Annotated in this window: 25 protein-coding genes; 7 read left to right on the plus strand and 18 right to left on the minus strand. The window is 59.3% G+C overall.

The annotated features are described in order from the left end of the window. Positions 1-48 precede the first annotated feature (48 nt). The gene (locus PPUTUW4_RS13655) at positions 49-1,314 is read left to right on the plus strand and encodes an MFS transporter (RefSeq protein ID WP_015095191.1); all 1,266 of its coding nucleotides are present in this window, start codon (positions 49-51) and stop codon (positions 1,312-1,314) included. Positions 1,315-1,421: 107 nt separating this feature from the next. Here PPUTUW4_RS13655 and PPUTUW4_RS13660 read toward each other — a convergent pair whose 3' ends face one another. The 12 genes from PPUTUW4_RS13660 to PPUTUW4_RS13720 form a co-directional block, all read right to left on the minus strand. Beyond that, a complete protein-coding gene (locus PPUTUW4_RS13660; RefSeq protein WP_015095192.1) occupies positions 1,422-2,789 on the minus strand; it encodes an ATP-binding protein in 1,368 nt (455 codons plus the stop codon). Beyond that, entirely contained in the window at positions 2,786-3,448 is a 663-nt protein-coding gene (locus tag PPUTUW4_RS13665; RefSeq protein WP_015095193.1) for a response regulator, read from the minus strand. Before PPUTUW4_RS13665 ends, PPUTUW4_RS13660 begins: the two co-directional genes overlap by 4 nt. An 11-nt stretch (positions 3,449-3,459) precedes the next feature. Further along, on the minus strand, positions 3,460-4,104 hold the full coding sequence (locus PPUTUW4_RS13670; protein WP_015095194.1) for a tetratricopeptide repeat protein: 645 nt from the start codon (positions 4,102-4,104) through the stop codon (positions 3,460-3,462). Continuing rightward, the gene (locus tag PPUTUW4_RS13675) at positions 4,101-4,910 is read right to left on the minus strand and encodes an SDR family oxidoreductase (RefSeq protein WP_015095195.1); all 810 of its coding nucleotides are present in this window, start codon (positions 4,908-4,910) and stop codon (positions 4,101-4,103) included. Before PPUTUW4_RS13675 ends, PPUTUW4_RS13670 begins: the two co-directional genes overlap by 4 nt. After that, positions 4,897-5,571: an iron-containing redox enzyme family protein gene (locus PPUTUW4_RS13680; protein WP_015095196.1), complete on the minus strand. Its 675-nt coding sequence runs from the start codon at positions 5,569-5,571 to the stop codon at positions 4,897-4,899. Before PPUTUW4_RS13680 ends, PPUTUW4_RS13675 begins: the two co-directional genes overlap by 14 nt. After that, on the minus strand, positions 5,568-7,049 hold the full coding sequence (locus tag PPUTUW4_RS13685) for an AMP-binding protein (protein ID WP_015095197.1): 1,482 nt from the start codon (positions 7,047-7,049) through the stop codon (positions 5,568-5,570). The genes PPUTUW4_RS13680 and PPUTUW4_RS13685 overlap by 4 nt, the downstream gene beginning before the upstream one ends. Beyond that, complete coding sequence (locus PPUTUW4_RS13690; protein ID WP_015095198.1) at positions 7,039-7,716, minus strand: thermostable hemolysin; 678 nt, start codon at positions 7,714-7,716, stop codon at positions 7,039-7,041. The genes PPUTUW4_RS13685 and PPUTUW4_RS13690 overlap by 11 nt, the downstream gene beginning before the upstream one ends. Before the next feature lie 49 nt (positions 7,717-7,765). Then, positions 7,766-9,496 (minus strand): multiheme c-type cytochrome, encoded by a 1,731-nt coding sequence (locus tag PPUTUW4_RS13695; protein WP_015095199.1) that lies wholly within the window; start codon positions 9,494-9,496, stop codon positions 7,766-7,768. A 349-nt stretch (positions 9,497-9,845) separates the two neighbouring features. Next, the gene (locus tag PPUTUW4_RS13700; RefSeq protein ID WP_015095200.1) at positions 9,846-10,304 is read right to left on the minus strand and encodes a MarR family transcriptional regulator; all 459 of its coding nucleotides are present in this window, start codon (positions 10,302-10,304) and stop codon (positions 9,846-9,848) included. Between the two features lie 126 nt (positions 10,305-10,430). Continuing rightward, entirely contained in the window at positions 10,431-10,883 is a 453-nt protein-coding gene (locus PPUTUW4_RS13705; protein ID WP_015095201.1) for an Ohr family peroxiredoxin, read from the minus strand. A 78-nt stretch (positions 10,884-10,961) separates the two neighbouring features. Further along, the gene (locus PPUTUW4_RS13710) at positions 10,962-11,399 is read right to left on the minus strand and encodes an Ohr family peroxiredoxin (RefSeq protein WP_015095202.1); all 438 of its coding nucleotides are present in this window, start codon (positions 11,397-11,399) and stop codon (positions 10,962-10,964) included. A 1,585-nt stretch (positions 11,400-12,984) separates the two neighbouring features. Further along, positions 12,985-13,632, minus strand: a complete 648-nt coding sequence (locus PPUTUW4_RS13720; protein WP_041474871.1) for a hypothetical protein — start codon at positions 13,630-13,632, stop codon at positions 12,985-12,987. Positions 13,633-14,024: 392 nt separating this feature from the next. On the opposite strand from PPUTUW4_RS13720, the gene PPUTUW4_RS29285 reads away from it, so the two are divergent. Beyond that, complete coding sequence (locus PPUTUW4_RS29285) at positions 14,025-14,309, plus strand: hypothetical protein (RefSeq protein ID WP_144443099.1); 285 nt, start codon at positions 14,025-14,027, stop codon at positions 14,307-14,309. Positions 14,310-14,545: 236 nt separating this feature from the next. After that, entirely contained in the window at positions 14,546-15,739 is a 1,194-nt protein-coding gene (locus PPUTUW4_RS13725; RefSeq protein WP_263986888.1) for a DUF2252 domain-containing protein, read from the plus strand. Positions 15,740-15,839: 100 nt separating this feature from the next. On the opposite strand, the gene PPUTUW4_RS13730 is transcribed toward PPUTUW4_RS13725, so the two are convergent. Beyond that, positions 15,840-16,565 (minus strand): cysteine hydrolase, encoded by a 726-nt coding sequence (locus PPUTUW4_RS13730; protein WP_041475038.1) that lies wholly within the window; start codon positions 16,563-16,565, stop codon positions 15,840-15,842. Positions 16,566-16,827: 262 nt separating this feature from the next. On the opposite strand from PPUTUW4_RS13730, the gene PPUTUW4_RS13735 reads away from it, so the two are divergent. Continuing rightward, positions 16,828-17,820, plus strand: coding sequence for a GlxA family transcriptional regulator (locus PPUTUW4_RS13735; RefSeq protein ID WP_041475039.1), 993 nt, complete (start codon positions 16,828-16,830; stop codon positions 17,818-17,820). Between the two features lie 28 nt (positions 17,821-17,848). Here the strand turns inward: PPUTUW4_RS13735 and PPUTUW4_RS13740 are convergent, their stop codons facing one another. Together PPUTUW4_RS13740 and PPUTUW4_RS13745 are read right to left on the minus strand one after the other, a co-directional pair. Further along, on the minus strand, positions 17,849-18,544 hold the full coding sequence (locus tag PPUTUW4_RS13740; RefSeq protein WP_015095208.1) for a tRNA (adenine(22)-N(1))-methyltransferase TrmK: 696 nt from the start codon (positions 18,542-18,544) through the stop codon (positions 17,849-17,851). 111 nt (positions 18,545-18,655) lie between these two features. Beyond that, on the minus strand, positions 18,656-19,612 hold the full coding sequence (locus PPUTUW4_RS13745; protein WP_015095209.1) for a threonine dehydratase: 957 nt from the start codon (positions 19,610-19,612) through the stop codon (positions 18,656-18,658). A 96-nt stretch (positions 19,613-19,708) separates the two neighbouring features. Here PPUTUW4_RS13745 and PPUTUW4_RS13750 point away from each other — a divergent pair, with 96 nt between their 5' ends. Beyond that, complete coding sequence (locus tag PPUTUW4_RS13750) at positions 19,709-20,515, plus strand: AraC family transcriptional regulator (protein WP_041474873.1); 807 nt, start codon at positions 19,709-19,711, stop codon at positions 20,513-20,515. Between the two features lie 16 nt (positions 20,516-20,531). Here PPUTUW4_RS13750 and PPUTUW4_RS13755 read toward each other — a convergent pair whose 3' ends face one another. Beyond that, the gene (locus PPUTUW4_RS13755) at positions 20,532-21,080 is read right to left on the minus strand and encodes a cytochrome b (protein WP_015095211.1); all 549 of its coding nucleotides are present in this window, start codon (positions 21,078-21,080) and stop codon (positions 20,532-20,534) included. A gap of 284 nt (positions 21,081-21,364) precedes the next feature. Between PPUTUW4_RS13755 and PPUTUW4_RS13760 the strand changes: the two genes are divergently transcribed. Together PPUTUW4_RS13760 and PPUTUW4_RS13765 are read left to right on the plus strand one after the other, a co-directional pair. Further along, on the plus strand, positions 21,365-21,655 hold the full coding sequence (locus tag PPUTUW4_RS13760) for a hypothetical protein (protein ID WP_015095212.1): 291 nt from the start codon (positions 21,365-21,367) through the stop codon (positions 21,653-21,655). 120 nt (positions 21,656-21,775) lie between these two features. Continuing rightward, complete coding sequence (locus PPUTUW4_RS13765; RefSeq protein WP_015095213.1) at positions 21,776-22,336, plus strand: hypothetical protein; 561 nt, start codon at positions 21,776-21,778, stop codon at positions 22,334-22,336. Positions 22,337-22,368: 32 nt separating this feature from the next. Here PPUTUW4_RS13765 and PPUTUW4_RS13770 read toward each other — a convergent pair whose 3' ends face one another. Both PPUTUW4_RS13770 and PPUTUW4_RS13775 read right to left on the minus strand, forming a co-directional pair. Then, positions 22,369-22,686, minus strand: coding sequence for a cytochrome C oxidase subunit IV family protein (locus PPUTUW4_RS13770; RefSeq protein WP_015095214.1), 318 nt, complete (start codon positions 22,684-22,686; stop codon positions 22,369-22,371). 13 nt (positions 22,687-22,699) lie between these two features. Next, positions 22,700-23,431 (minus strand): heme-copper oxidase subunit III family protein, encoded by a 732-nt coding sequence (locus tag PPUTUW4_RS13775; RefSeq protein WP_015095215.1) that lies wholly within the window; start codon positions 23,429-23,431, stop codon positions 22,700-22,702. Positions 23,432-23,434 lie beyond the last annotated feature (3 nt).

Raw genomic sequence — 23,434 nt, forward strand, 5'->3', positions numbered from 1 at the left:
TGACGTGCCGATCGGCACTGCCTACCCAATCAAGCCTGGAGAACAATAATGACATCCCAAGACAAGGCCAAATGGCTCAGATTCCTGATTCTCATCCTCGGTGGCGGCACCATCTACAAGCTGGCGAGCCTCAAGGACGCCTTCTATATCCCCATGCAGGAATTCATGGGGCTGTCCCACACTGAAATCGGCGTGCTGCTGAGCGCCAACGCCATCATCGCCACCGCGCTGTTCGTGGTGGGCGGCATGCTCGCCGACCGTTACGACACGCGCAAACTGATCCCCCTCGGCCTGATCGGCACCGGGGGCCTGGGGCTTTACCTGGCGACCTTTCCGCCCTTCAGCAATCTGCTGGTTGTGTTCTGCCTGTTGGCCGTGTGTGCCGACTGCCTCTTCTGGCCATCGCTGCTCAAGGCCATCCGCAACCTGGGTGACGATAAGGAACAGGGGCGCCTGTTCGGTCTGCTCGAAGGCGGGCGTGGCGTCATCGATACCCTGGTCGCCTTCTCTGCGCTGGGCGTCTTCGTCGCCATGGGCTCCGGTGAAAACGGTTTGAAGTCGGCGATCCTGTTCTACTCGGTCATCGACATTCTTGCCGGTACCCTGACCTGGCTGTTGCTCAAGAGCGGCAAAACCCAGTCGACCGCCGAGCCGAAGAACGGACTGTCGAACCTGCTCGAGGCCATCAAGGTGCCGGGCATCTGGCTGGTCAGCCTCAACGTGTTCATGGTCTACATCGTGTACTGCGGCCTGACCTATTTCATTCCCTACCTCAAGGAAATGTACGAACTGCCCGTGGCCCTGGTGGGCGCCTACGGCATCATCAACCAGTACTTCCTCAAGATCCTCGGCGGCCCCGCTGGCGGCTTCATTGCCGACAAGCAGTTCAAGAGTTCCAGCCGCTATCTGAAGTGGGCTTTCCTGGCGCTGTTGCCGCTGATGGGCGTCATCATGCTCATCCCGAAAAGCCCGGATTACATCTACGCAGGCATGGCGGCCACCCTCTCCTTCGCGCTGATTGTGTTTTCCATGCGCGGTGTGTTCTGGGCACCGATGGGTGAAGTCGGCATTCCCCAGCACATCACGGGTTCGGCCTTTGGCATTGGTTGCCTGATCGGCTATGCGCCGGGCATGTTCGCCTACGTCATCTATGGCGCGATACTCGACCACTTCCCGGGTCAACAAGGCTACAACTACGTCTTCTCGTTGATGAGTCTGCTGGCCATTGTCGGGTTCTTGGTATCGAGCCTGCTGTATCAAGCGGTGCGCAAGAACTCCGCGGTCACGGGCCAGGTCAGCGCCGCGCAAGCCTGACCCTGGACCGCGTCCAGGCGTCTTGACGCAACGCCGTGCGGCGGTAACCGGTGCCTCCCGGTTACCGCCGCATGGACGCCATGCACCCGGCATGACCAGGCACAATGTCAAACGCGACAGATTTCCAACGTGGCGCGTAAACCGCCAGCGATGCGGTTCTCCAGTCTGATCTGTCCACCCAGGCGATCGGCAATGGCCTTGACGATGGTCAGCCCCAACCCTGCCCCCTGATCGTTTGCGCGACTGTAGAACCGCTCGAAGAGCCGATCACGATCCTGCTCATCGATACCCGGCCCCTCATCTTCGACAGACAGTTCGTAGCCGTTTCTCTTTTCGACCAGCTTTACCGTGATCACGCCGTGCCGGGGGGAGAAATTCACCGCGTTGGTGACCAGGTTGTTCAAGGCAATGTCGATAGCCGCAGGGTCGACCCTCACAAGGCCGATGTTGTCGCCGACATCGAAAACCAATTCAAGATCCTGGCTCAACAACCAGGGTGTCAATTGAACCAGGCTGTCGCGAACCGTGGCTGCCAGGTCAATCGGTGCAGGCGGTTGCGCGCCTGCTTGAGGCTCGATACGAGCCATCGTGAGCAATTGATTGACCAGCCGGCTGGTACGGTCGACCCCGGCAATCAAGTGTTCAAGCGACGCACGACGCTCCCCTTCGCTCGCCGCTTCCATCAGGTTCTGCGCATGCACCCTGAGCACGGCCAGTGGTGTGCGCATTTCGTGGGCGGCATCGGCGATAAAACGTCGCTCACGTCCCATGACTTCCTGAATCTGCGCAAGCATACGGTTAAGGGCTGCCTGCATCGGCTCAAGCTCGGTAGGCAGCGGCGTCAATTGCAGGGGTTCGAGTGAACCGGGATGCCTCGCCCGCAGTGTCGCAGCCATGTTGACCAGAGGTTTCAATCCCCAGCCGATGGCCAGCCAGAGCATTGCGGCCAGTATCAAACTCCCCAGAATGTTAGGCCACAAGGTGTGGCGTACGATGCGGTCCACCAGGTCCGTGCGCACGTCGTCCCGTTCCCCCACCCAGATGCGCAGGTTGTTCTGCTTGTCTTCAAGCAGGAAGGCGCGCCAGTGCCGGTTGTTCAGGTCGACGACATCGCTGAAGCCTGGTGTGACCGGGGGTTGGCTGAAAGACGGAGAACTGGCGGTATGTACCAGCACTTCATTCCTGGCATTCCAGACCTGAAACGCAATCTTCGTTTCATACGGATGCCCGTCGGCCCTGGGCGTCGCCTCGTTCAGGGCCTGGTTGAAAGCCCTGTACAGATCTGCGTGATCCTCGCTCACCATGGGCATACGCATGACGCCTTGCAGCAGGCGAGCATTCTGGGCCAGTTGGGCATCATAGACTTCGGCAATTTCATGGTTGCTGTCATGCAGGTTCAGCACGCTGATCACCGCCAGACCTGCGAGCATCAGGCCAATGATCAGGGTCAGGGTGCGACGCCGGATCGAGGTCATCGACGCTCCTCCACCAGATAACCGATACCACGGACGGTGCGAATCAGATCGGTGGAGAGCTTCTTGCGCAGGTGATGGATGTGCACTTCCAGCGTGTTGCTTTCGGCCTCCTCGCTCCAGCCGTACAGCAACTGCATCAGATGATCGCGAGTCATTACCCGGCCCGGTGGCGAGAGCAGTTCGTGGAGCAACTGGTATTCCTTGGGTGTCAGGGCCACCGGTTCGCCCTTGTAGCTGACTTGCTGGGTACCGGGGTTGAGGCTGATGCCCGCGTGCTCGATCAGCGATTGCCCACGCCCGGCGCTGCGCCGAAGCAACGCACGTATGCGCGCCTTCAACTCTGCCAGGTCGAAGGGCTTGATCAGGTAGTCATCGGCGCCGACATCCAGACCGGCGATGCGGTCTTCGGTGGCATCGCGTGCCGTCAGGATCAGCACCGGCAGGTTGGAGCCGCTGTCACGCAAGCGCCTGAGCACTTCGAGACCGTCCATGCGTGGCAGGCCAAGGTCGAGCACCGCCAGATCAAAGATTTCACTGAGCAGCGAGTGCAAGGCACTGTTGCCGTCCTGCAACCAGTCGACGGTATAACCTTCACGGCGCAGGGCCTGATGAATGCCCTCGCCGAGCGCCACGTCATCCTCTACGAGTAATAAACGCACAGGGTCTCCTGTCAGCCGAGTTTCTTGTTCACGTCCACCAACAACGCTTCGATCTCCTTGCGGCGCCCGGCATCCGCGCTCTCGCGGCCAGGTCGGGGCGCAGCCTGCAAGGCTTTTTGCAATGCTGCCCTGGCTTCACCATAGCGCTTCTGACGGTAGAGGTGATCGCCCCAGAAGTACAGGCTGTCGATGCCGTTGGGGTTTATTTGCAATGCCAGCTTGAGCAACTGCTCGGCCTTGTCCGAATCGCCGAAACCGATGGGCCAGCCCGGTACGCGGTCATAGAGGGCCGCCAGACTGGTATAGGCTGAGCCTTGCAGGGCCTTGGGGTCCAGGGCCAGGGCTTTTTCCAGATCGGCCTTGGCATCCTTGACCTTGCTCAGCGCACCCAGCCCACCCTGGGCACCCGCCCAGCTACTGGTGACGATGCCAGACCAGATCCACGCCTCCGCCGCCGCTTGGCGCTCCTGCTTGAAACTCGAAGCCTGGGCCGCCAGCTTCTCGAAAGCCGCAGTGCGTTGGCCCTCGGGCAGCTCGTACTGAATGTGCGCCCAGCTTTGCTGGATACCGTTGAGACGCTGCTGGTCGGCAGCATCCAGCGCCCAGACACCCTGGCTCAATGCGCCCAGCAGCAGGCAAGCGATGATCTTTTTCATGGTTCGAGATTCTCGTGGTTGGGTTTCTGGCTCAGGCGGCGGATCAGTGGCAATTGCTTGCGCAATCCACGGTCCACCAGATGGGGCAGGAGGCTGTTCAGGCGTACAAAAAAACGCTCGGGCCAGCCCAGGTACAAGTCGCGACGGTCACCGGCAATGGCGTGAGTCACCGCGGCCGCCACAGTTTGCGGATCGTCGACATTGGCTTTGAGCGCATCATTGAGCGCTTGGGCTGCCGGGCTGTTCATGCCGGTACGGGTCGCTCGCGGGGCGACGTAGAGCACACTGACCCGGGTATCTGCCAACTCTCGGCGCAGGGCTTCGGAGAACCCGCGCAGGGCAAACTTGGTGGCGCAGTAACTGGCGTAGCCTGGGTAGCCAATGGAGCCATAGGTCGAACCGACGTTCACCACCATGGCACTGTCGGCTTGCTTGAGCAGCGGCAACATCAGTTTTGTCAGGCACATCGGCGCACTGATGTTCACCGCGAGCATCGAATTGATCTCACTGTCGTCGAGCTGTTCGAGCATGGCGAAATGATTGACTCCGGCGGCATTGATCAGCAGGTTGATGCCGCCGATGTTCTGGGCCCGCGCCAGCACCTCGCGGCGGTCGGAGAGCAACGTCAGGTCTGCACGGATCCAACACAGATTATTGGGATAAAGCTCGAGCAACGGCACCAGAGGCTCCCGATGGCGAGCCACGGCCAGCACCTGGGCACCACTGGCGCACAGTGCAGTGGCGATGGCCAGGCCGATGCCGCCGCTGGCACCGGTCAACACGACGCGGGCTTCAGACAGGCGCATGCAGGCTCTCCCCGTTACGCGGCAAGCCACGAAACATATCGGCGTAGAGCCGGTACACCACTTTGGAGGCATGAATGACGGCGGCCTGGTCTTGCGGGTCATCCAGACGGTTCATCAGTCGACGGTAGGTCTGCATATGTTCGATATCCAGCGAGCCGTGGGAGCTGAGGTAGCTGAATGCGCTTTCCGGCAAGTCCAGGCGCTGGCGAATACTGCCGGCGGCGTGGGTCGCCAGGGCGATGCTCGTGCCTTCAAGCACGTTGACCATGCCAAACAGTCCCACCGGATTGTCCCTGGCAATCAGGTCGTAGAGGAAGCTGACCATCAATTCGATCGGCAATGACGGGCGCCCGTCCCGTATTGCGTCCCTGTCACCGCCGCAGGCTTGAATGTCATTGAGTACCCATTGTTCGTGGCCGTACTCTTCCTCGATGTACTCACATACCGCTTCGCGCAACCATTCCAGACGCAATGGCAGGCGCGCACCGCAGGCCATCATCAACGGCACGGTATGGCGCACGTGGTAATAGGCCTGTGCCAGAAAGGCCCGGTAACTTTCCAGGCTGACATCGCCCTGCAGCGCATCACGGATGATCGGCAGGTTGAACAACTCATTGCGTTCTTGCTCAGTGGCTTGTTGCAAGGTGTCAAAAAAGCTCATGGTGCGGATTCCTCGGAAAATGCAGATTCGGTCAATTGCCGCCGGTAGCGCTCGATGATGGCGTCACGGCGGGGCCGGCCATTGGCGGTCAGCAAGCCGTTGGTGGCGGTGAAGGGTTGGTCCAGCCGACTCCAGTGACGGACCTGGGCGTACTCGGGCAAAGCTTCGTTGGCCTGGGCCACGGCGGTGGCCAGTTGTTCGTCGGTACAGTCCGGGCGATGCGGCCAGAGCAGCGCATGGTTGTGAGGCATCGCCTCGCCATAGACGAAGGCCTGGGCGACAGGCCCGCGCTGGGTCAACTCGGCTTCCACCCACTCGGGGTTCACATTGCGCCCGAAACTGGTCACGAACTGATGCTTCTTGCGCCCCTTGAGGTAGAGAAAACCTTCGGCGTCGAACTCGCCGAGATCGCCGCTGGGCCACCACTGGGCGGTGTGCGGCGCCTCTCCCAGATAGCCCAGCAAGGTTGAACCCTTGATCAGCACTTCTCCGTCCTGCGCCAGGCGAATCTCCACATGGGGCAATGGCCGTCCGACACTGCCGGGGCGCCGAGCTTGCGGGCGATTGAGGCACACCACCGATGCGCACTCGGACAGCCCGTAACCTTCATAGACGGGTATGCGCACGCGTTCAGCGCGATGCAGTAGATCTTCACTGACCCGGGCACCGCCCACGGCGGCAAAACGCAAGTGCTGTGGATCGAAAACCTTCTGCTCGGCAGCACCGACCAGCATCAGCAATAACTGCGGCACCAGGACCAGGCTCTGAGGCGAGCGGCTGGCCAGGCATCCCAACAGTTTCGGCACCTCCACACCGCTGGCGCCTGCGATCCCCAGGGTTTTCTGGCTGGGCAGGCTCAAGGTGGCCCCGGCATACAGTGCGGCGTAACAACCGATGTTCTCCAGCAAAATGGCCAGGGGAAGCAGCGCCAGGTGGTGTTGCGGATCAGTGGGTTTGCTGGCCTGATCCAGCTCGCGAGCGACCCGCAGAATGCTGTCGGCACTCAGGCACACGCCTTTGGGTGTGCCTGTGGTGCCGGAGGTGAAGGTCAACTTGGCGGTGCGTTCAGGCATCCGGTTCGGGCCACTGAACGTGCGGTGCCAGAACTCGCCGCACTTCTGATATCCAGCGGCTTGCAGTTCGTCCTGCAATGGCGGTTCGGCAATGACGTGTTCGGCCTGGCTTTGCTCCAGGCAATGCTTGCGTTGCGCCGGACTGAAAAACGGTGGCAAGGCCACGCAGGTCAAACCCTCGAACAGCGCGGCCAGGTCCCACAGCATGGCCTCGATACCATTGTCCAGTGCCAGGGCGACCACCCTGACCCGCTCATCGCGCAGGCGCTGCTGACGATAACTGACCTCGGCATAGAGCGTGGCGTAGTCAAGCTTGCGATGGTCATCCCACAAGGCAATGGCGTTGGTTTTTTGCTCAGCATGATGACGCAGGGTCTGTTTGAAACGCTCCATTTCAGGCGACATGGCAGGCCCCTTCAATGGAAGTCGGCAAGCCCAGGCGACTGAACAGGCCCGTGTTGCGTAAATGAATGAAACCGGAACGAATATTGCCGAAATGAACCCACGGTTTGCTTTCGTAGTAACTGCCCCAGGCGTGGCGGTCTTCGCCAAGACGCGCCGGGTCGGCAGCACACAGGGTCACGGGTTTCAAGCCAAGTCGATGAAAGCTATTGACCAGCCCCAGGTTTCCAGTGAACGCGACCCATTCCAGCCCCCCCATGGCCAGCAGGTAAGTCATCGCGATGATGCTCATCCGTGCGCTGCCGGTGTCGCTGGCCGCCAGGTTCCCGACCTCGACGATGGCTGAGCGGCTTACGGTATGGTCGGCCGCGACACTGATCAGCGCATCGACCGCCTCGTCCAGGTAACCTTCCAGAAACAGCGGTCCGTCGCTCGCCAGACGCACGCCAACCACCGCACAAAGCGTGCCGCACGCATCGCTCATGCCAAACAGCTGCGGCATGAAGTGACGAACATCGGCACCGTGGGCCCTGCGAAACCGTTGCTGGATAAAGGCTTCGAAGCCCCCCCTTTGCGGGGCGCCAGGCAAGGCCCTGACAAGATGCATCTGCTGTGCTTCGGTCAGGCCAAAGCGCAGTGGCAACTGAACGTTCCAGTTGAAATCGGACATTGAAAAACATCTCCCCGGATCAATTGGGGAGCAGTATCAAAGACAATTCTTAACGAAGTCTGAAGGTGACAAGACGATTCTCTTCAGTGGCCTTCTGATTGTCACCTTGCATTACCTTGGCCGGCCCGGGCGTCGACACTGCACCCGTATCCGCCCCGGCAACCGGCAGGCGGGTCGACAGGGGTACGCTCTGCGTGACGTTTGCCATCCGGGTGATTTCCACCTGCACCTTGTCCTTGCCGAGCAGGTAGTCGGCCAGCTTCTGCGAAAACGGCCAGTAGTTCAGGTCGGCCGTCAGGGTCAGCGGCCCGACGGCGTCGGTCGGCACCAGGAAGGAGAACTCCCCGATATCGTAGCCCTTGGGCAGAATGCGGTTGTCCGAGAGAATCTGCGTGGCATTCCAGACCTCGACGTCCAGCGGGTTGCCGTCTTTGTCGCCTATGTGCACTTTGAAATTTCGCGTGTTGACTTCGGTCTTGCCGTCCTTGATCGAACCCAGCCGGTAGATCTCGCGACCCGTGGCATCCAGCACCCGGAAATCGATCCACATCTCCCGTCCCTCCGGAAAGCCGGTCGGCAGTTTGTGCCCTGCGCCGACATTGGAAACCTTGACGGCGACCGAGGTGTATTGCCCGGCAACGATCGCTGCCGGCAATTGCTCGAAGGTTATTTCCCCCGCGCGCGCGAGCATGTTGCGAGCCCGTTGCGCGCCCTCCTCCTGACCGAGATGGTTGAGCATCATCGCGTTGGCCCCGCTGAACCAATGCGAGGCGACCGACTCGCGCTCCGGCCCCATGATCGCGGCCTTGCCCTTGAACCCCGGCATGTGGCAACTCTGGCAGGTGATGTCGTTAAGGCTGTAGGTGCTCTCCTGCCATTCGTCATAGGTGCGCTCCACCGCCACGCTGCTGAACGGGTGCGTGACGTTGTGGCAGGTGCCGCAAAAGTCCGAGCGGGTGTGCAAAGCCGAGTAAACAGTGTCGTGATAAGGCGAAACGGCGTCTTTGCGCGGGCCGAACTTGGTCGGTTTGCCGTGTGCCCGGGGGCTCATGACATAGGCCCCGTTATCGAGGCCCGTGCGGGCACTGATGTTGTGGCAGGTCTCGCAGTCGACCCCGGGCATCGGATGATTCTTCTCACTGTCTTCAATCGAGGAGCGGTTGACTTGCGAAGTGATCTGCCCGGTCGTGAGACCGATCGGGGTATGGCAGCCGGTACAGAAGTTATCGACCTTGCCCTCGGTGGCCGCACTCGCACGCTTGAGCAAGGCCCGATAGATGGGTTCATCCCAGGCCTGGGACATCATCGACGAGCGCCACTGCCTGTAGATCTCCGTATGACAAGCGCCACAGACCTGGGCATTGTCGAAGTCCTTCACATTCAACACCAGGTTACCGGTGGTATTGGCCCGGTGCGGAAAGAACGGCATCCCGCCCGTCACACGCATGAGCCTGGAGCGTGCCGGCTCCAGCCACTTGTCATTGCTCTGATTGTCATTGCCCTGATTGTTGCTGCTCTGCGGTTCGTCGGCCGCCGCCAGCGTTACCGTCAGCAGGCAGGCCAGGAACAAGAATAAACGGCGAGCCAGAGGTTTGAGCGCCAGGAACAACGGTATGAACAATGACGCCAGGGAAATGTTCAAGTCGACAATGGCCAGCTTGACCCCTGGCGGTACGTTGAACATTGCCATGTAAGACCCGGCGCTGATCGTCCATAGAACAATCAAGGCCGATAGCCCGTGCAGCACTAACTGTGCACACGTTGGTCTGGTGTGGCTCATGGCATTTCCTCTGGACGGTTTGCAGAGGATGACTGCAGTACTTCTATTGAGTCGCCAGAGGTATTTCGTGATGCAACCCGATGGTTACATGCAATCACTCAATGGGGTACTTACAGCTCCACAGCTTGCCGACGCTGCACCTTTCATGAACGGGACACGCTCACTCAGCAATTACCCTGCCATCGCTGTAACAAAATATGAGCAAGGGCCGGAAGGTCCCTGCAAACATTCGTCGAAAGTTGAAATGCCGTGCTGATGGAGGCTTGAATACGGCTGGGGAATAGCGCCCCGTTTGTGGGGGCGCTCACACCGAAATCGGGGGCCACTGCGTCTCTTGAGTCGATGCCCCCTACTCCCTGTCTTTCGTCGTACGGATGAGATTACCCCGTAACTTCACGATGGCCTTCTGCATTTGCACGAAATCGTCGGGATCGAGGCCGGTTTGCGGGAAGCCGTCTTCGCGCAGGCCTTCACGCAGTGTTCGCCCCTCTTTTGTGAGATTGATCCGTACCTGGCGTTCGTCTTCCGGGTCACGCTGGCGCTGCAAATAACCCATCGCTTCGAGCTTCTTCAGGATCGGCGTGAGGGTGTTGGATTCCAGAAACAGCTTTTCGCCGAGGCTGCCGACGGTCTGATTGTCTTCTTCCCACAGCGCGACCAGGGTGATGTATTGCGTGTAGGTCAGGCCGAGCCGTTCGAGCATCGGCTTGTAGGCCTTGCCGAAGGCCAGGTTGGTGGAATAGACGGCAAAACACAGGAAGTCGGAGAGTTTGAGATCCAGGGCGGATATCTTGGCGGTGTTTTTCATGGACGTTCCCAGGGGCAATCTTGCGAGACTGAAACTATACGTCGTACACGATGGTATCGGAAGTGTGCATAAACACCGACGGCCGGTTCACCGGGAAAATTCCCGTTGAACCGGCCGTGCAGCGGGTCAGGCCGTCAAGACATTGATGTCGACATCAATGTTGCCGCGTGTGGCCTTGGAGTACGGGCAGATGGCATCGGCGTTGTGGGCCAGTTCAGTCGCCACTCCATGATCCAGCCCCGGCACGCGCAACGTCAGTCGAGCCTGGAGGAAGTAAGCCGCGCCGGTCTGGCCCAGATCGACTTCAATGTCGACGGCCGTGTCGGTCGGCAGTGTCACCTTCATTTGTTGGGCGGCCAGCCCTACCGCTGCGATGTAGCAGGCCGACCACGCGCCGGCGAACAGTTGCTCGGCTTTCGGGTGCGGCTGGACGGCGGTCAGCACGTGTGCCGGTGTGTCGTTGCCGGGGGACGACAGCACGATGTCGAGGTTGCCGTTATGACCGCGCGACGTATTGCCTGCGCTGTTATGGGTGGTGTGGGTTTTGCCGCTGGCCAGCACTTTTTCGATCTTGCTCATGATGATTCCCTCAGGATTACAATCAGTTAAATTCGTATGCGCTTGCATCGTATGCGATATCAATGATGCGTCCGCACGTCACGCCGTGATCACGTTCAGGGCAACATCTATATTGCCGCGTGTCGCTTTGGAGTAAGGGCAGATGGAGTCGGCGATGTGCGCAAGTTCAGTCGCGACATCCTGTGCCAGCCCGGGCACGCGCAGGGTCAGTCGGGCCTGAAGGAAGTAGGCCGGACCAGTCTGGCCCAGGTCCACTTCAATGTCGACGGCCATGTCCGCCGGCAAAACGATATTGCGCTCCTGGGCCACCAGCCCCACTGCTGCGGTGTAGCAGGCCGACCAGGCTCCGGCGAACAGTTGCTCGGCTTTCGGATGCGGCTGTGTGGCGGCAAAGACGTGGGCTGGCTGGGTGGAACCCGGTGACGACAGGACGATATCGAGGTTGCCGTGACCGCCGACATTGCTGCGGGTGGTGTGGGTTTTGCCGGTTGCCAGTACTTTTACGATTTTGCTCATGGGGATTTCCTCAGGGTTTAAAGTTTGTGCGATTGTATCGCATGCGATGTGTGTAACCTTCAAAAAGACAACGTTCGTCAATTGGCGTGTGCAACGATCCAGTTGTTGCCGTTATGGCCATGGGAAGCTTGAGCGGTAGCGATCAACAGGGTGCGACGGCTTCCGGTGTTCATGGCTGAATCTCCAAACGGCAAGGGTTGTTTTGTTTGTTATCGCACTCGACTTGATCGCATGCGATGGATGAATATTCAACCAAAGCCCCAATGATGTCAAAGTTTATTTTATGCCTTGGCGATGAACGGCAGGTTCACAACCGAGCGTGCTGCCCTCCCCCTCGCCGAATCAAGGGGTGAGCGGACAACATTCGGCCACGGACAAAAAGGTTCTTCACGCATTCCCGGGAACTGCTGGCGATGGACTCAAATGCGCCGCGTTTATCCAGTTCACCCGCGTTATCGTTAACGACCATCGCTGGCAAGCCAGCTCCCACAAAGGACCGTGCCCACGCTGAAACTGTAGGAGCCAGCCTGCTGGCGATGGACTCAGATGCGCCGCGGTTATCCGGTTAACACGCGTTATCGTTGACGACCATCGCTGGCAAGCCAGCTCCCACAAAGGACCGTGCCCACGCTGAAACTGTAGGAGCCAGCCTGCTGGCGATGGACTCAGATGCGCCGCGCTTATCTAGCTCACCCGCGTTATCGTTCACGACCATCGCTGGCAAGCCAGCTCCCACAAAGGACCGTGCCCACGCTAAAACTGTAGGAGCCAGCCTGCTGGCGATGGACTCAAATGCGCCGCGCTTACCCAGCTCACCCGCGTTATCGTTCACGACCATCGCTGGCAAGCCAGCTCCCACAAAGGACCGTGCCCACGCTAAAACTGTAGAAGCCAGCCTGCTGGCGATGGACTCAAATGCGCCGCGTTTATCCAGTTCACCCGCGTTATCGTTAACGACCATCGCTGGCAAGCCAGCTCCCACAAAGGACCGTGCCCACGCTAAAACTGTAGGAGCCAGCCTGCTGGCGATGGACTCAAATGCGCCGCGTTTATCCAGCTCACCCGCGTTATCGTTGACGACCATCGCTGGCAAGCCAGCTCCCACAAAGGACCGTGCCCACGCTGAAACTGTAGGAGCCAGCCTGCTGGCGATGGACTCAGATGCGCCGCGCTTATCCAGCTCACCCGCGTTATCGTTCACAACCATCGCTGGCAAGCCAGCTCCCACAAAGGACCGTGCCCACGCTAAAGCTGTAGGAGCCAGCCTGCTGGCGATGGACTTCAGTGCGCCGCGATTATCCGGTCCACCCGCGTTATCGTTAACGACCATCGCTGGCAAACCAGCTCCCACAAGGGACCGTGCCCACGCTGAAACTGTAGGAGCCAGCCTGCTGGCGATGGACTTCAGTGCGCCGCGTTTATCCAGTTCACCCGCGTTATCGTTAACGACCATCGCTGGCAAACCAGCGCCTGCAATTCCCCGGGAATGCGTGAAGAACCCAAAAAAAACCCCCTCACAGGGAGGGGGTCTGGTGTTTGCAGGGTTCTAACGGTTTAACCCGTCTTCACCTGGACTTTCGTCAGCTCATCGCGCAGGAATTCCGGCGAACAGCCAGGTAGTCTCCTCAGCCGGCGCTGCCGCGTTGCGATTGCGCGCCCACTGGGTCAGCGCCACCATCGTCGCAAAGCCGAGCACGATCAATACCGGATAGGCCATCAGCAACTCGGTCAGCGAGTATTTCCAGGCCAGCGGTCGACCGACACCGAGCATCGCGGCATACAGCCAGGAAACACCCGACAGTGCACCAGAGAACAGGGCAAACATTCGCACATTGATAGGCAGATCAAGCAAGGAACCGGCCTTGAGCATGGCGGGCAATACATAGCGGTGCAACAGCATGCCGTTGAATGTCAGCAACAACACAATAATGACTTTGGCTTGAAGTTTCGGGTTGGCAAAATAGGTCATCCCTTTTTCAAGGTAGTCAATGCCTATAATCGCCGCACCGGTAATCCACAAGAATAGCAACGCATTGGAAACAGACTTCTGGAGACTGGCCATATGATCATTATCGTGCCCGGACGACACACGGCCTTTCAATAGATCCTTGACCATTGCGACATCGCTGGCAAACACCAGGCCAATGGCTACGCAGCATGCCAACAGGTGTACGTAAACCACTCCTAAACGCATAAACTCCATGGATTCTTTCTGGCCAAGCAGGCCGATCATTGTATTAATATCCACGCTTACATCTCCACTTATTGCGGCAGTGTGAATTGACCATGCCCCAGGCACGTGAATTAAATAATCACGCCTGCACAATCAAAGTTCACATTGATTGAAGCAACTCAAATAGTTTGGGTATTACAAGAGAGAGCGACTCGCCCAGCGAGTCAGTGATGACGGCATAATATCACTCCAGGTCTCAGGTAAAAAAAATCCCCATGTGCATTCCATTCAATGCAGATGAGGTATACGTCCATTTTACTAGGGAGTGCAGTGCGAAGCTCAAGGGATCCGCCTGCTGGAAGATCAGAGCCCAGAATACCCCAATTGTTCATTTTTCGAACAAAAACCACGACAAACGGTACTGACGACGCCCCCTTAAAAGGCCGGTTTCATTGGCTGAAACCACCGTTGCAAAGCGGCTGAATCGTTTCACTTTCCGTACCGAAAAAAAAAGCGGGTTTCCCGCGGAACTCACACCATCTGATGCTGCAAACAGCGAATTTTGCCTCCCTCGCAGCCACGCCATTCAATGCTGGCAATACAGCATCCCGGAACGGAACTGCTACGCTTCAACAACGGCTTCGACTCTTTGCGAAACACCAGTGCAGGTCACCCTGAAGGCTGATGGAACAGTCGCATTAGCAGATCCTGTGCCCGAGGGAGTCAGCCTTCGTTGAGCAAAGGAGTGGACATGCCCCCCCGCAAAAGCAAGTCTGCCGACGGCCTGGCAAAACAATCGGACGACAGCGCAGACGAGTCCGTCTTTCTCTCGCGCAAGGAGCGCTTGTTCGCAGGTGAGCAATTACGCGAACGCTTGCCCCATTCGGTTCACGCCGAATGGAAACCGCCGGGCAAACACCGCGACCCTATCGAACGCCTCGAAGAATCCAACCGCTATCGACTGCCCAACCTGGTGCCGCTGCGCTACGGCCGGATGCTGCGCAGCCCGTTCACCTTTTTACGCGGTTCTGCGGGTTTGATGGCCCATGACCTGGCCACTACCCCAACCACAGGCATTGAGGTGCAGGCCTGCGGGGACTGTCACCTGATGAACTTCGGATTGTTCGCGACACCTGAGCGCAATCTGATTTTTGATATCAACGATTTCGACGAAACACTCCCTGCCCCCTGGGAATGGGACGTCAAACGCCTGGCAATCAGTTTTGTCGTGGCCGCACGCGATAACCGGCTCACCGATAAAGAGGCACGGGGCATTGCCGTCAAATGCGTTTGTGCTTACCGCGAGGGCCTGCGCAAATTCTCGAAAATGGGCCCGCTGGAGGTCTGGTATGACCGTCTGGATGCCCAGGCGATCATCGACATGGCGCCCAATGCCCAGATCAGGAAAATTCGCGAGCAAGTGGTGGCAAAGGCGAAGATGCGTCTGGGGGATTACCTCTACCCCAAGATCAGCAGCGAAGTCGGCGGGCGACGGCGACTGATCGATCAACCGCCCCTGCTTTTTCATGTGTATGAAAAGGGCTTCAAGCAGCGAGTGCGTATCGCCCTGCAGGATTATCGTTTGTCGCTGCCCCATGAACGACGTGTGCTCTTCGATCGGTACCGCCTCGAAGACGTTGCCGTCAAGGCTGTCGGCATTGGCAGCGTGGGCACCTACTGTTTCGTCGGCCTGTTCTTTTCTGCGGAAAACCACCCCTTGCTTCTGCAGTTCAAGGAAGCCTGCCCCTCGGTCTTGGCGCCTTATGCAGGCGACAGCGAATACGAAAACCAGGGGCAGCGTGTGGTCACGGGTCAGCGGCTGATGCAGTCCTCCAGTGACATCTTTCTGGGCTGGACACGCGGACAAAATGGCCGGCATTTCTTTGTACGCCAGTTGCGCGACATGAAAATGTCAGCCCCCATCGAAGGGATTTGCGCCGCAAGAATGAAGATGTACGCCGAGTGGTGCGGGCAAACCCTGGCCCGCGCCCATGCCAAATCCGGAGATGCCGCGCTCATCAGTGGCTACCTGGGCAAAACGGACTCCTTCGACCAGGCCATCGGAAAATTTTCCATTGCCTATGCCAATCAAAATGCAAAAGACCATGCCGCGCTGCTGGCAGCAGAAAAGTCAGGGCGGATCCAGGCACTCAGGGAAGAAGAGTGATGAGGGCGATCCATCGCTCATGGGTCATTCAGTGTCAGTCATCAGGCACGGAAGCCACAAGGACTCCCGTGCCTGGTCAGCGGATGGGCCATACCGCAGATCAGCGCCCTTCCAGTTTTTTCACGACGTCGTCTGTGGTCATCACGCCGTTGGCAATGTAGCGGAAATTGACCAGCGCGCTACCGTATCCGTCGCCGTCAGGCAGCTTCGGGCCGGCGATGGCATCACGTACGACAACCACCTCGAAACCGCGCTCCAGAAACTCGCGAAGGTGCGATTCGACGCACAGGTTGGATGCCATGCCGGCCAGGATGATCTTGTCGATCCGCTGCTTGCGCAACTGCAGCATCAGGTCGTTGCTTTGCGGGCCATACAACTTGTGCGGTGAGGCGACGATAGTCTTGCCGTCTTCGATGAAGGGCTTGAACTCCTTCATGAAGTCGGCACCCGAATTGCGAAATCCATCCAGCGTCAGGGCGCCCTTGCGATCGAAGAGCCCCAGTTTGTGCTGCACGGTCTCCGCCGGCGCCTCGAACTCCCATTTATGATCGTGGGGATAGTAGTAGTGCGGCGAGATGGCTACCGTCGCTGCGGCCTGCTTGAACGCCGCGAAAAGCCGGTTCAGGTTCGGCACAAGATTTTGCTCGGTAACGCTCTGTCCGAAGACCGACCAGCCCGCCCCCTCCGGGCTCATGAAGTCGATCTGCGGGTCGATCACGACCAGCGCGGTTCGACTGGAATCCCATTCGAAGGTGGATGCCGGGAGTGCGGGTTTGGCCGGATCGGCGTAAGGGTTCTCTGCGGCGAAGCCAATGCCGGGCGCCATCAGGAAAGCCGTCAGCAACGTGGCGCAGGAGATCATTCTCGCGGCTTGAATTCTGTTGAAGGTCATTTGCACGTCCTCAATGTGGGGGGTGCATGTACGGTACGGCGAGAAGGCATCAGCAAATGGACATTAATCCCTGGATTTCGGCCGACACGCACAGCCATGTCGCGTGAGGTGTACGGGCTTGATGCCCCCCCTGACCTTGCAAACGGCAAGCGCGTACCATGGCTCCCCTCCCATGCAGACTTTGGGCGCTCCGTTCATGCAACGTCACATCTGTTTCCTGGTCTACCCGGGCTTCGTGCTGCTGGATCTGAGTGGCCCGCTCGAAGCCTTCTCCAACGCCAGCCGTGCGCGCCCTTCGGGCTATCGATTCACGGTCGCCTCCCTTGCAGGCGGATTGATCGAAGCTTCCAGCGGCGTGCAAGTCGCGACGCAAGCCCTGCAGGTTGTCGACCCGCTCGACACGCTCATCATCGTCGGCGCCCCCACCGCCCCGATCGATGACAGGATGATGCCGATGGCAGCGGCGATACGGCAGATGTCGCCGCGCGCCCGCCGCACTGCCAGCGTCTGCACGGGCGCCTTCCTGCTGGCCGAGAGCGGTCTGCTCGACGGTCGTGTCGCGACCACGCACTGGAACTACGCGCCGCAATTGCAGGCACGCTATCCGGCGCTGCGCGTGGACGGTGATCGAATCTGGACCGAAGACGGCAATGTCTGGACGTCCGCCGGCATGTCAGCCGGCATCGACATGGCCCTGGCGATGATCGAGCAGGACCTGGGCAAGGAAGTGTCACGCGCTGTCGCACGCATGCTGGTGGTTTACTACCGGCGACCGGGTGGTCAGTACCAGTTCTCTTCGCTGCTGGATTTCGACCCGGGCTCGGACCGGATCCGCACGGTGCTGAGCTACGTGCGCGATCATCTGCGTGATGATCTGTCGGTTGAACGCCTGGCAGACGTTGCCCATATGAGCGTGCGCCAGTTTGGCCGCGTGTTCGCGGCATCAGTCGGTGTGACGCCGGCGAAAGCTATCGAGCGCCTGCGAATCGAGTCGGCACGGCCGCTGGTCGAAGACGGGCACCAGACGTTCGAGGAGATCGCCAGGTGCTTCGGATTCGGCGATGCCGATCACATGCTGCGCAGTTTCGTGCGAGTCGTCGGGCGCACGCCGCAGGAACTGCGGCGCAGTGCCCGTCAGGCCAAAGGCAATGCCGGGGCCGGAAAAAAGGCGGATCCATCGCCCGCGTAAGTGCAGACACGAACCTTGCGCAACAGGATCAAGCCAGCAACTGGTCGATCCACCGGACCTGGCGCGCGATGTCCTGCACCTTTTCCTCAGGCACGGCCCGCTGCGCTCCGGCAAATTGGCTCAGGGTCTTCTGCTTCTGGCGCAGCTTGCGCTGCCACTTGACCAGGAACGCCGGGCTGCGGGCCTGCAACTGCAACGGGCCGAAGTACAACTCTTGAGCGGTGTAGATCACCGGCGCGGCGCGCTCGGCGACGATGATTTCGTAGTCGAAACGATTTTCCCGCAGCACTTCCTCCCAGAGAATGCGATAGCCATTTTCCATCAGCCACAGGCGCAGTGGCTGCTCGCCGCCGTTGGGTTGCAGGATCAGGCGCTCCTGCCCGCTCAGGTAGGCCTTGCCGCTGTCGAGGATATCGCGGATCGTTTCGCCGCCCATGCCGCAGAGGCTGATCGCCGTGATCCCGTCCCCCGGCAGGATTGCCGCCAGGCCGTTGGCCAGGCGCACGCTGATCCGTTGCTCCAGATCGTTCTCGTGCACGGTGCGTTCGGCTGCGCGGAACGGCGTCAACGCCACCTCCCCGGCCACCGCCGCCGTGATGGCGCCACGGCGCATCAATGCCACCGGCAGGTAGCCGTGATCCGAGCCGATATCGGCCAGGCGCGCACCGGCCGGCACATGCGCCGCCACGCGTTCCAGGCGCATGGACAATGTCTGTTCGTTCAACTGCGGCCCCTTCTCACCACGAACGTCCGGCGCCTTTGGCCGGATCGGGGCGCGATTGTGTCGGGCAATGCCGTGCATTTCAAATTTATGCGACCAGGTTTCAGCTCCCTTTCACGCAATCACGCCCGCATACACCGATCTGTCGACGTTTCCACCGGACAGGATGACCCCCACCCTTTTTCCCGACATGGCCTCACGCTCGGCCATGAGCGCCGCCAGCGCCGCCGCACCGGCCCCTTCCGCCAGGTTGTGGGTATCGGTGTAATACACGCGCATGGCCTCGGCTATCTGCGCGTCACTGACTGCAACGATTCGCGTCGCACCTGCCGCATAGACGGCAAAGGCTTCAGGCACCGGCTTGCGTACGGCCAGACCGTCGGCGAAGGTGGTCGCCGAGGCCGTTTCGCACAGGGCTCCGGTATCGAACGATAACTGTGCGGCCGCCGCCTCTGTGGAAACCACGCCCACCACCCGGGTGTCCAGGCCCAGTGCATCGCGAGCGGCGATCACGCCACAAATCCCCGATCCACAGCCAATCGGTACATAGACGGTATCCAGATCCGGCGCGGCGTTGAACAGCTCCAGCGCATAGGTGGCCACACCCTTGACCAGTTCGGTGTGAAACGGCGGCACCAGGAACAGGTCGTGCTCCTGCGCAAGCCGTGCCGCCTCTTCACGGGCCTCATCGAAATCGCGCCCATACTCGACCACTTCAGCGCCAAAGCCGCGCATGGCGTTGTTCTTTTCGACCGAGTTGCCTTGCGGCACGACGATCAGCGCCCGCAAACCCAGTGCGCCAGCCGCCAGTGCAAGGCTCTGGCCATGGTTGCCGCGGGTCGCGCTGACAATGCCCTTCACGCCCGGATGCTCGCGTTTGAGCCAGTGCATGAACGTGATGCCGCCGCGCACTTTGAAAGCACCGGTAGGCGTGTGATTTTCGTGCTTGACCCACACCGTGCAACCCAACCGCCTGGCCAGCAAGGGCCAAGGGTACTGGGCGGTGGCGGGCATGACCTGGTAAACGTGGCGTGTGGCCTGTTCGATGTCGTCGCGAGTCAGTTTGTGCATGAGTGGTCTCCCCGGGATTTTGCCCAGTCTGAACAGGGGCGCAGTACGCAGGCTTTCAAAAAACCGACCTGACTTTTGTGTCCCCTCTTCACTACTATGGTGCTCATGAGCCATCGAAACCGTGTGCATCCACCCCTGCTGTCCGAACCGGTCCGCCGCATCGAGGCCGGCCCCTGGGCGATCGAATTGCTCCCCGGCTGCGCCTACGCGACCCGATACGTAGCGACCCAGGCAGGCATCGGCTTTGCCTTCGACAGCCAACGAGGCCTGCACGCGATCGGCAGCGACCGGGTACAACCCTTCGATGCCATGCCCAACGGCCTGGCGTTCGTTCCGGTCGGGTGTGACGTGTTGTCCGAATCGCCCAAGGGCGGTGAATATCTGCGGGTGATACGCACCGACGGTATCGCGTTGGAGGGTAATCGCGCCTTCAACAATCGCATCGACCGGCAAGCCACGGCCCTCGCATGGCGAATGCGCGCCGCACTGTTGCACGCTCGCGTGGAGGACGATTGGGAGGCCTGGGCAATGGCATTGTGCGAGCGGGCGACGGCCAGCGAAGCCGTGTCGACACCGCCCCATGGCTCGATAACCGGCAGCCGGATGCGCTTGCTCGATGAGTTCATTGACGCGGGCCTCGATGGCCCGTTGAGCGTACCGGCGATGGCGGGCCTGCTGGGCTTGTCCGAAGGCTATTTCATGCGGGCCTTCAAAAACGCCACCGGCAAAAGCCCCCACGCTTACCTGATCGACCGACGCCTGGCCAGGGCCCGTGCCCTGATGCGCGACTCGACCGCAACCCTGGCTGAGATCGCCTACGCCTGCGGTTTCAATTCCCAGGCGCACATGGCGACCACCTTCAGGCAACGCCTCGGCGTGAGTCCGGTGCAATTGCGTCGATAATGAAACGCCAGGTAAATCAGCGGTTGCGTGCGGGCAGCATGCCCTTGAGCACATCATCCTTTTCAACGAAGTGATGCTTGAGCGCAACCAGCAGATGGCCACCAACCAGCGCGCCACACAACCACGCCATGTAGGTATGAACCGACTTTGCCAGACCGTACAGGCTCTGATCGGGGTCAACGATTGGCGGGAGCACGAACAGCGCCGCCACCATGACGGGTTTGTCGGCGACCGAACTCCAGTACCAGCCGGACAACGGCAGCCCGATCAAGGCCACGGCGTACAGCAACACATGCCCGACCAGCGCACCACGCTTCATCGTCGGGCTCATCGAATCGGGTAGCGCCGGAGCCGGGTGACTCAATCGCCAGGCGATACGCGCGACGATGAGGAACAGCAGTGTGCTGGCAATCGCCTTGTGCACGTAGGTGAGTTCATGGTGGGCATTGAATTCGTCGCGCCAATGCGTCGCCACAAATCCGATGACCCAGGCCCCCAACCAGATCAGGGCCATGCCCCAATGCAGCCACTTGGCTGTACCGGTATAACTTCCTTCCTTCGCCATCACGCTGCCCTTCCCGTCACTTTTGAAGGCGAATTATCGCGACATGGCGTTATCGGAAAAACAGTGAAATGTTGGTTAAACCCATCGAGATGTTCGATGTAGCTGGTGTTTCGCCTCCGATCGGACAGGCAGAAATCGGCCCCATGTGGCCGGTGGTCGTTGCATGTCGATTGTCGTCGGCGTTTGGCTAAGCTTATTGAATCAGGGCGACCTGAAATCCGGGGATTTGCGCACTTCAACGGATCTGTATTGGCATCAAGACGGTACTCTCAAAGGAGACGACCATGTATGCGGTGATAAGAACCTACCTGGGTGCTGGAGCCAAGCAGCTATTCGAGCTTCTGGAAGAGCGCCGCGTCGACATCGAAGCGACCTTGCGCACAGTACCTGGCCTCGTTAGCTACACACTGCTCAATACGGGTGACGGTGGTACTTCGATCACTGTGTGCAAGGACAAGGCTGGCAGTGATGCGAGCCTGAAAGTTGCGCGCGAGTGGATTCAGAAAAACACTTCGCATATCCACGCGAACCCGCCGATCGTGACGGAAGGTCCGGTCATAGTGCAGATCAACTAGCGACCGGCCCGCAGGGAGGCGAGTGCTATACTTTTTTTCAGATTGCATGAAGTGTGCAACCCAGGTTGACCGCTGCCGGACAAAGGAGGTCTACAGCAAACGCGAGTCGGGAGGTGTGGCATGAATCGGCACTATTACATCAGTGACAATCTCAACGATCTTGAAACCGTTGAATATGAACTGGAAGCCAGCGGCATCAATTCTGAACAGATTCATGTGCTCAGTGAAAACGTTGCTGATGTCGAACAACATCACCTGCACGAGGTCAACTCGTTAATGGAACAGGATGCTGTTCACTCGGGTGAAATTGGCGCGGTGATCGGTTTGCCACTGGCGGCACTGGTTCTGGGTGGCGCCTATTGGATGGGCTGGACCGAATCCGCCGCAGGCTGGATGCCTTTTATCTTCCTTTCCATTGTCATCTTGGGCTTCTGCATCTGGGAAGGCGGTTTTTTCGGGTTCCAGGTGCCGAACACTCACTTCCGCAATTTCAAGCAGGTAGTCAGCGAGGGTAAACATATCTTCTTCGTCGATGTTGAGCCGAACCAGGAATCGGTACTGGATCAGGTCATCAAACAACATCCAAAGCTGACGATCGCCGGCACTGGAGCGGCAGCCCCCCATTGGACAGTGGCCTGGCAGCACAAATGGCATCAGTTCAAGCGAGTGATATCGGGTTAGCGCCTGGAGACTCAAGGCCATCCGAAAACTGCTTACTGGCCAAAGAAAATGACCCGGCTGAGGAAAATATAGTCGGCCTCGGTGGCCATCAGTCCGACGAGCACCAGCAAACACAAAGGCGGCACCAATATGGCGTAGACCATAGCCAGCCGTTCCCAGGCCATATGCATGAAGATGGAGACAATCAAACCTGCCTTCAACAGCATGAAAATGATGATCAGGGACCACCGAAGGTAACCTTGGAAGTGGAAATAGTCGACCAGGTACGACAGCGTGCTGAGGACGAATAACAGCCCCCAGATTTTGAGGTACAAACTGATTGGATGTTGCTGTCCCTGAGCATGTGCCATCACCTGTGCTCCTCTACCATAAATAGAAGAAAGCAAAAATAAACACCCACACCAAATCCACGAAGTGCCAGTAAAGCCCGGCTATCTCGACATTCTGATAGTTTCCGGAGCGCTCATAATCCCCGCGCATTACTTTCAGCGCCACAATACTGAGGTAGATGGCGCCGATTGACACATGCAGCCCGTGAAAACCGGTAATCATGAAGAAGCTGGCACCAAATTGCGCCGCCCCCATGGGGTTCCCCCACGGACGCACCCCTTCTGCAATGAGCTTGCTCCATTCAAATGCCTGCATGCCGACGAAAGCCACACCCAAGGCAGCGGTCGCCAGCATCATGGCAGTCGTTTTCGCGCGATCACGGCGATAGGCGAAATTAACGGCCATGGCCATGGTGCCGCTGCTACTGATCAGCACGAAGGTCATGATGGCAATCAGAATAAGCGGGATTTCCGCTCCTGCGATCGTCAATGCAAACACTTCACTCGGATTCGGCCAGGCCGTAGTGATGGTCATGCGTACTGACATGTAGCCGGTTAAAAAACAGGTGAATATAAACGTATCGCTGAGCAGGAATATCCACATCATCGCCTTGCCCCAGGGCACCTGCTTGAAGGCGTCTTTGTCCGAGGACCAGTCGCTGGCGATGCCTTGCCATCCCGGCGCAGGTGGCGAGCCTGTTGGATTGGACGAACTGGTCTCGGCTTGGACCTGGGCGTGGACTTGGGCTTGCGGGTGCGATGCCATGGC

It is taken from the genome of Pseudomonas sp. UW4 (assembly GCF_000316175.1).
Taxonomy (GTDB): domain Bacteria; phylum Pseudomonadota; class Gammaproteobacteria; order Pseudomonadales; family Pseudomonadaceae; genus Aquipseudomonas; species Aquipseudomonas laurylsulfatiphila.

What these genes read in the sequence shown, in the direction of transcription:
- PPUTUW4_RS13710 (WP_015095202.1), bottom strand. Translation starts at nt 11,399, where the DNA reads ATGAGCAAAATCGTAAAAGTACTGGCAACCGGCAAAACCCACACCACC.
- PPUTUW4_RS13720 (WP_041474871.1), bottom strand. Translation starts at nt 13,632, where the DNA reads ATGATCGGCCTGCTTGGCCAGAAAGAATCCATGGAGTTTATGCGTTTA.
- PPUTUW4_RS13755 (WP_015095211.1), bottom strand. Translation starts at nt 21,080, where the DNA reads ATGGCGAAGGAAGGAAGTTATACCGGTACAGCCAAGTGGCTGCATTGG.
- PPUTUW4_RS13745 (WP_015095209.1), bottom strand. Translation starts at nt 19,612, where the DNA reads ATGCACAAACTGACTCGCGACGACATCGAACAGGCCACACGCCACGTT.
- PPUTUW4_RS13730 (WP_041475038.1), bottom strand. Translation starts at nt 16,565, where the DNA reads ATGGCGCCCGGCATTGGCTTCGCCGCAGAGAACCCTTACGCCGATCCG.
- PPUTUW4_RS13685 (WP_015095197.1), bottom strand. Translation starts at nt 7,049, where the DNA reads ATGTCGCCTGAAATGGAGCGTTTCAAACAGACCCTGCGTCATCATGCT.
- PPUTUW4_RS13775 (WP_015095215.1), bottom strand. Translation starts at nt 23,431, where the DNA reads ATGGCATCGCACCCGCAAGCCCAAGTCCACGCCCAGGTCCAAGCCGAG.
- PPUTUW4_RS13770 (WP_015095214.1), bottom strand. Translation starts at nt 22,686, where the DNA reads ATGGCACATGCTCAGGGACAGCAACATCCAATCAGTTTGTACCTCAAA.
- PPUTUW4_RS13660 (WP_015095192.1), bottom strand. Translation starts at nt 2,789, where the DNA reads ATGACCTCGATCCGGCGTCGCACCCTGACCCTGATCATTGGCCTGATG.
- PPUTUW4_RS13705 (WP_015095201.1), bottom strand. Translation starts at nt 10,883, where the DNA reads ATGAGCAAGATCGAAAAAGTGCTGGCCAGCGGCAAAACCCACACCACC.
- PPUTUW4_RS13765 (WP_015095213.1), top strand. Translation starts at nt 21,776, where the DNA reads ATGAATCGGCACTATTACATCAGTGACAATCTCAACGATCTTGAAACC.
- PPUTUW4_RS13680 (WP_015095196.1), bottom strand. Translation starts at nt 5,571, where the DNA reads ATGAGCTTTTTTGACACCTTGCAACAAGCCACTGAGCAAGAACGCAAT.
- PPUTUW4_RS13690 (WP_015095198.1), bottom strand. Translation starts at nt 7,716, where the DNA reads ATGTCCGATTTCAACTGGAACGTTCAGTTGCCACTGCGCTTTGGCCTG.
- PPUTUW4_RS13695 (WP_015095199.1), bottom strand. Translation starts at nt 9,496, where the DNA reads ATGAGCCACACCAGACCAACGTGTGCACAGTTAGTGCTGCACGGGCTA.
- PPUTUW4_RS13670 (WP_015095194.1), bottom strand. Translation starts at nt 4,104, where the DNA reads ATGAAAAAGATCATCGCTTGCCTGCTGCTGGGCGCATTGAGCCAGGGT.
- PPUTUW4_RS13750 (WP_041474873.1), top strand. Translation starts at nt 19,709, where the DNA reads ATGGTGCTCATGAGCCATCGAAACCGTGTGCATCCACCCCTGCTGTCC.
- PPUTUW4_RS13735 (WP_041475039.1), top strand. Translation starts at nt 16,828, where the DNA reads ATGCAACGTCACATCTGTTTCCTGGTCTACCCGGGCTTCGTGCTGCTG.
- PPUTUW4_RS13675 (WP_015095195.1), bottom strand. Translation starts at nt 4,910, where the DNA reads ATGCGCCTGTCTGAAGCCCGCGTCGTGTTGACCGGTGCCAGCGGCGGC.
- PPUTUW4_RS13760 (WP_015095212.1), top strand. Translation starts at nt 21,365, where the DNA reads ATGTATGCGGTGATAAGAACCTACCTGGGTGCTGGAGCCAAGCAGCTA.
- PPUTUW4_RS13700 (WP_015095200.1), bottom strand. Translation starts at nt 10,304, where the DNA reads ATGAAAAACACCGCCAAGATATCCGCCCTGGATCTCAAACTCTCCGAC.
- PPUTUW4_RS13655 (WP_015095191.1), top strand. Translation starts at nt 49, where the DNA reads ATGACATCCCAAGACAAGGCCAAATGGCTCAGATTCCTGATTCTCATC.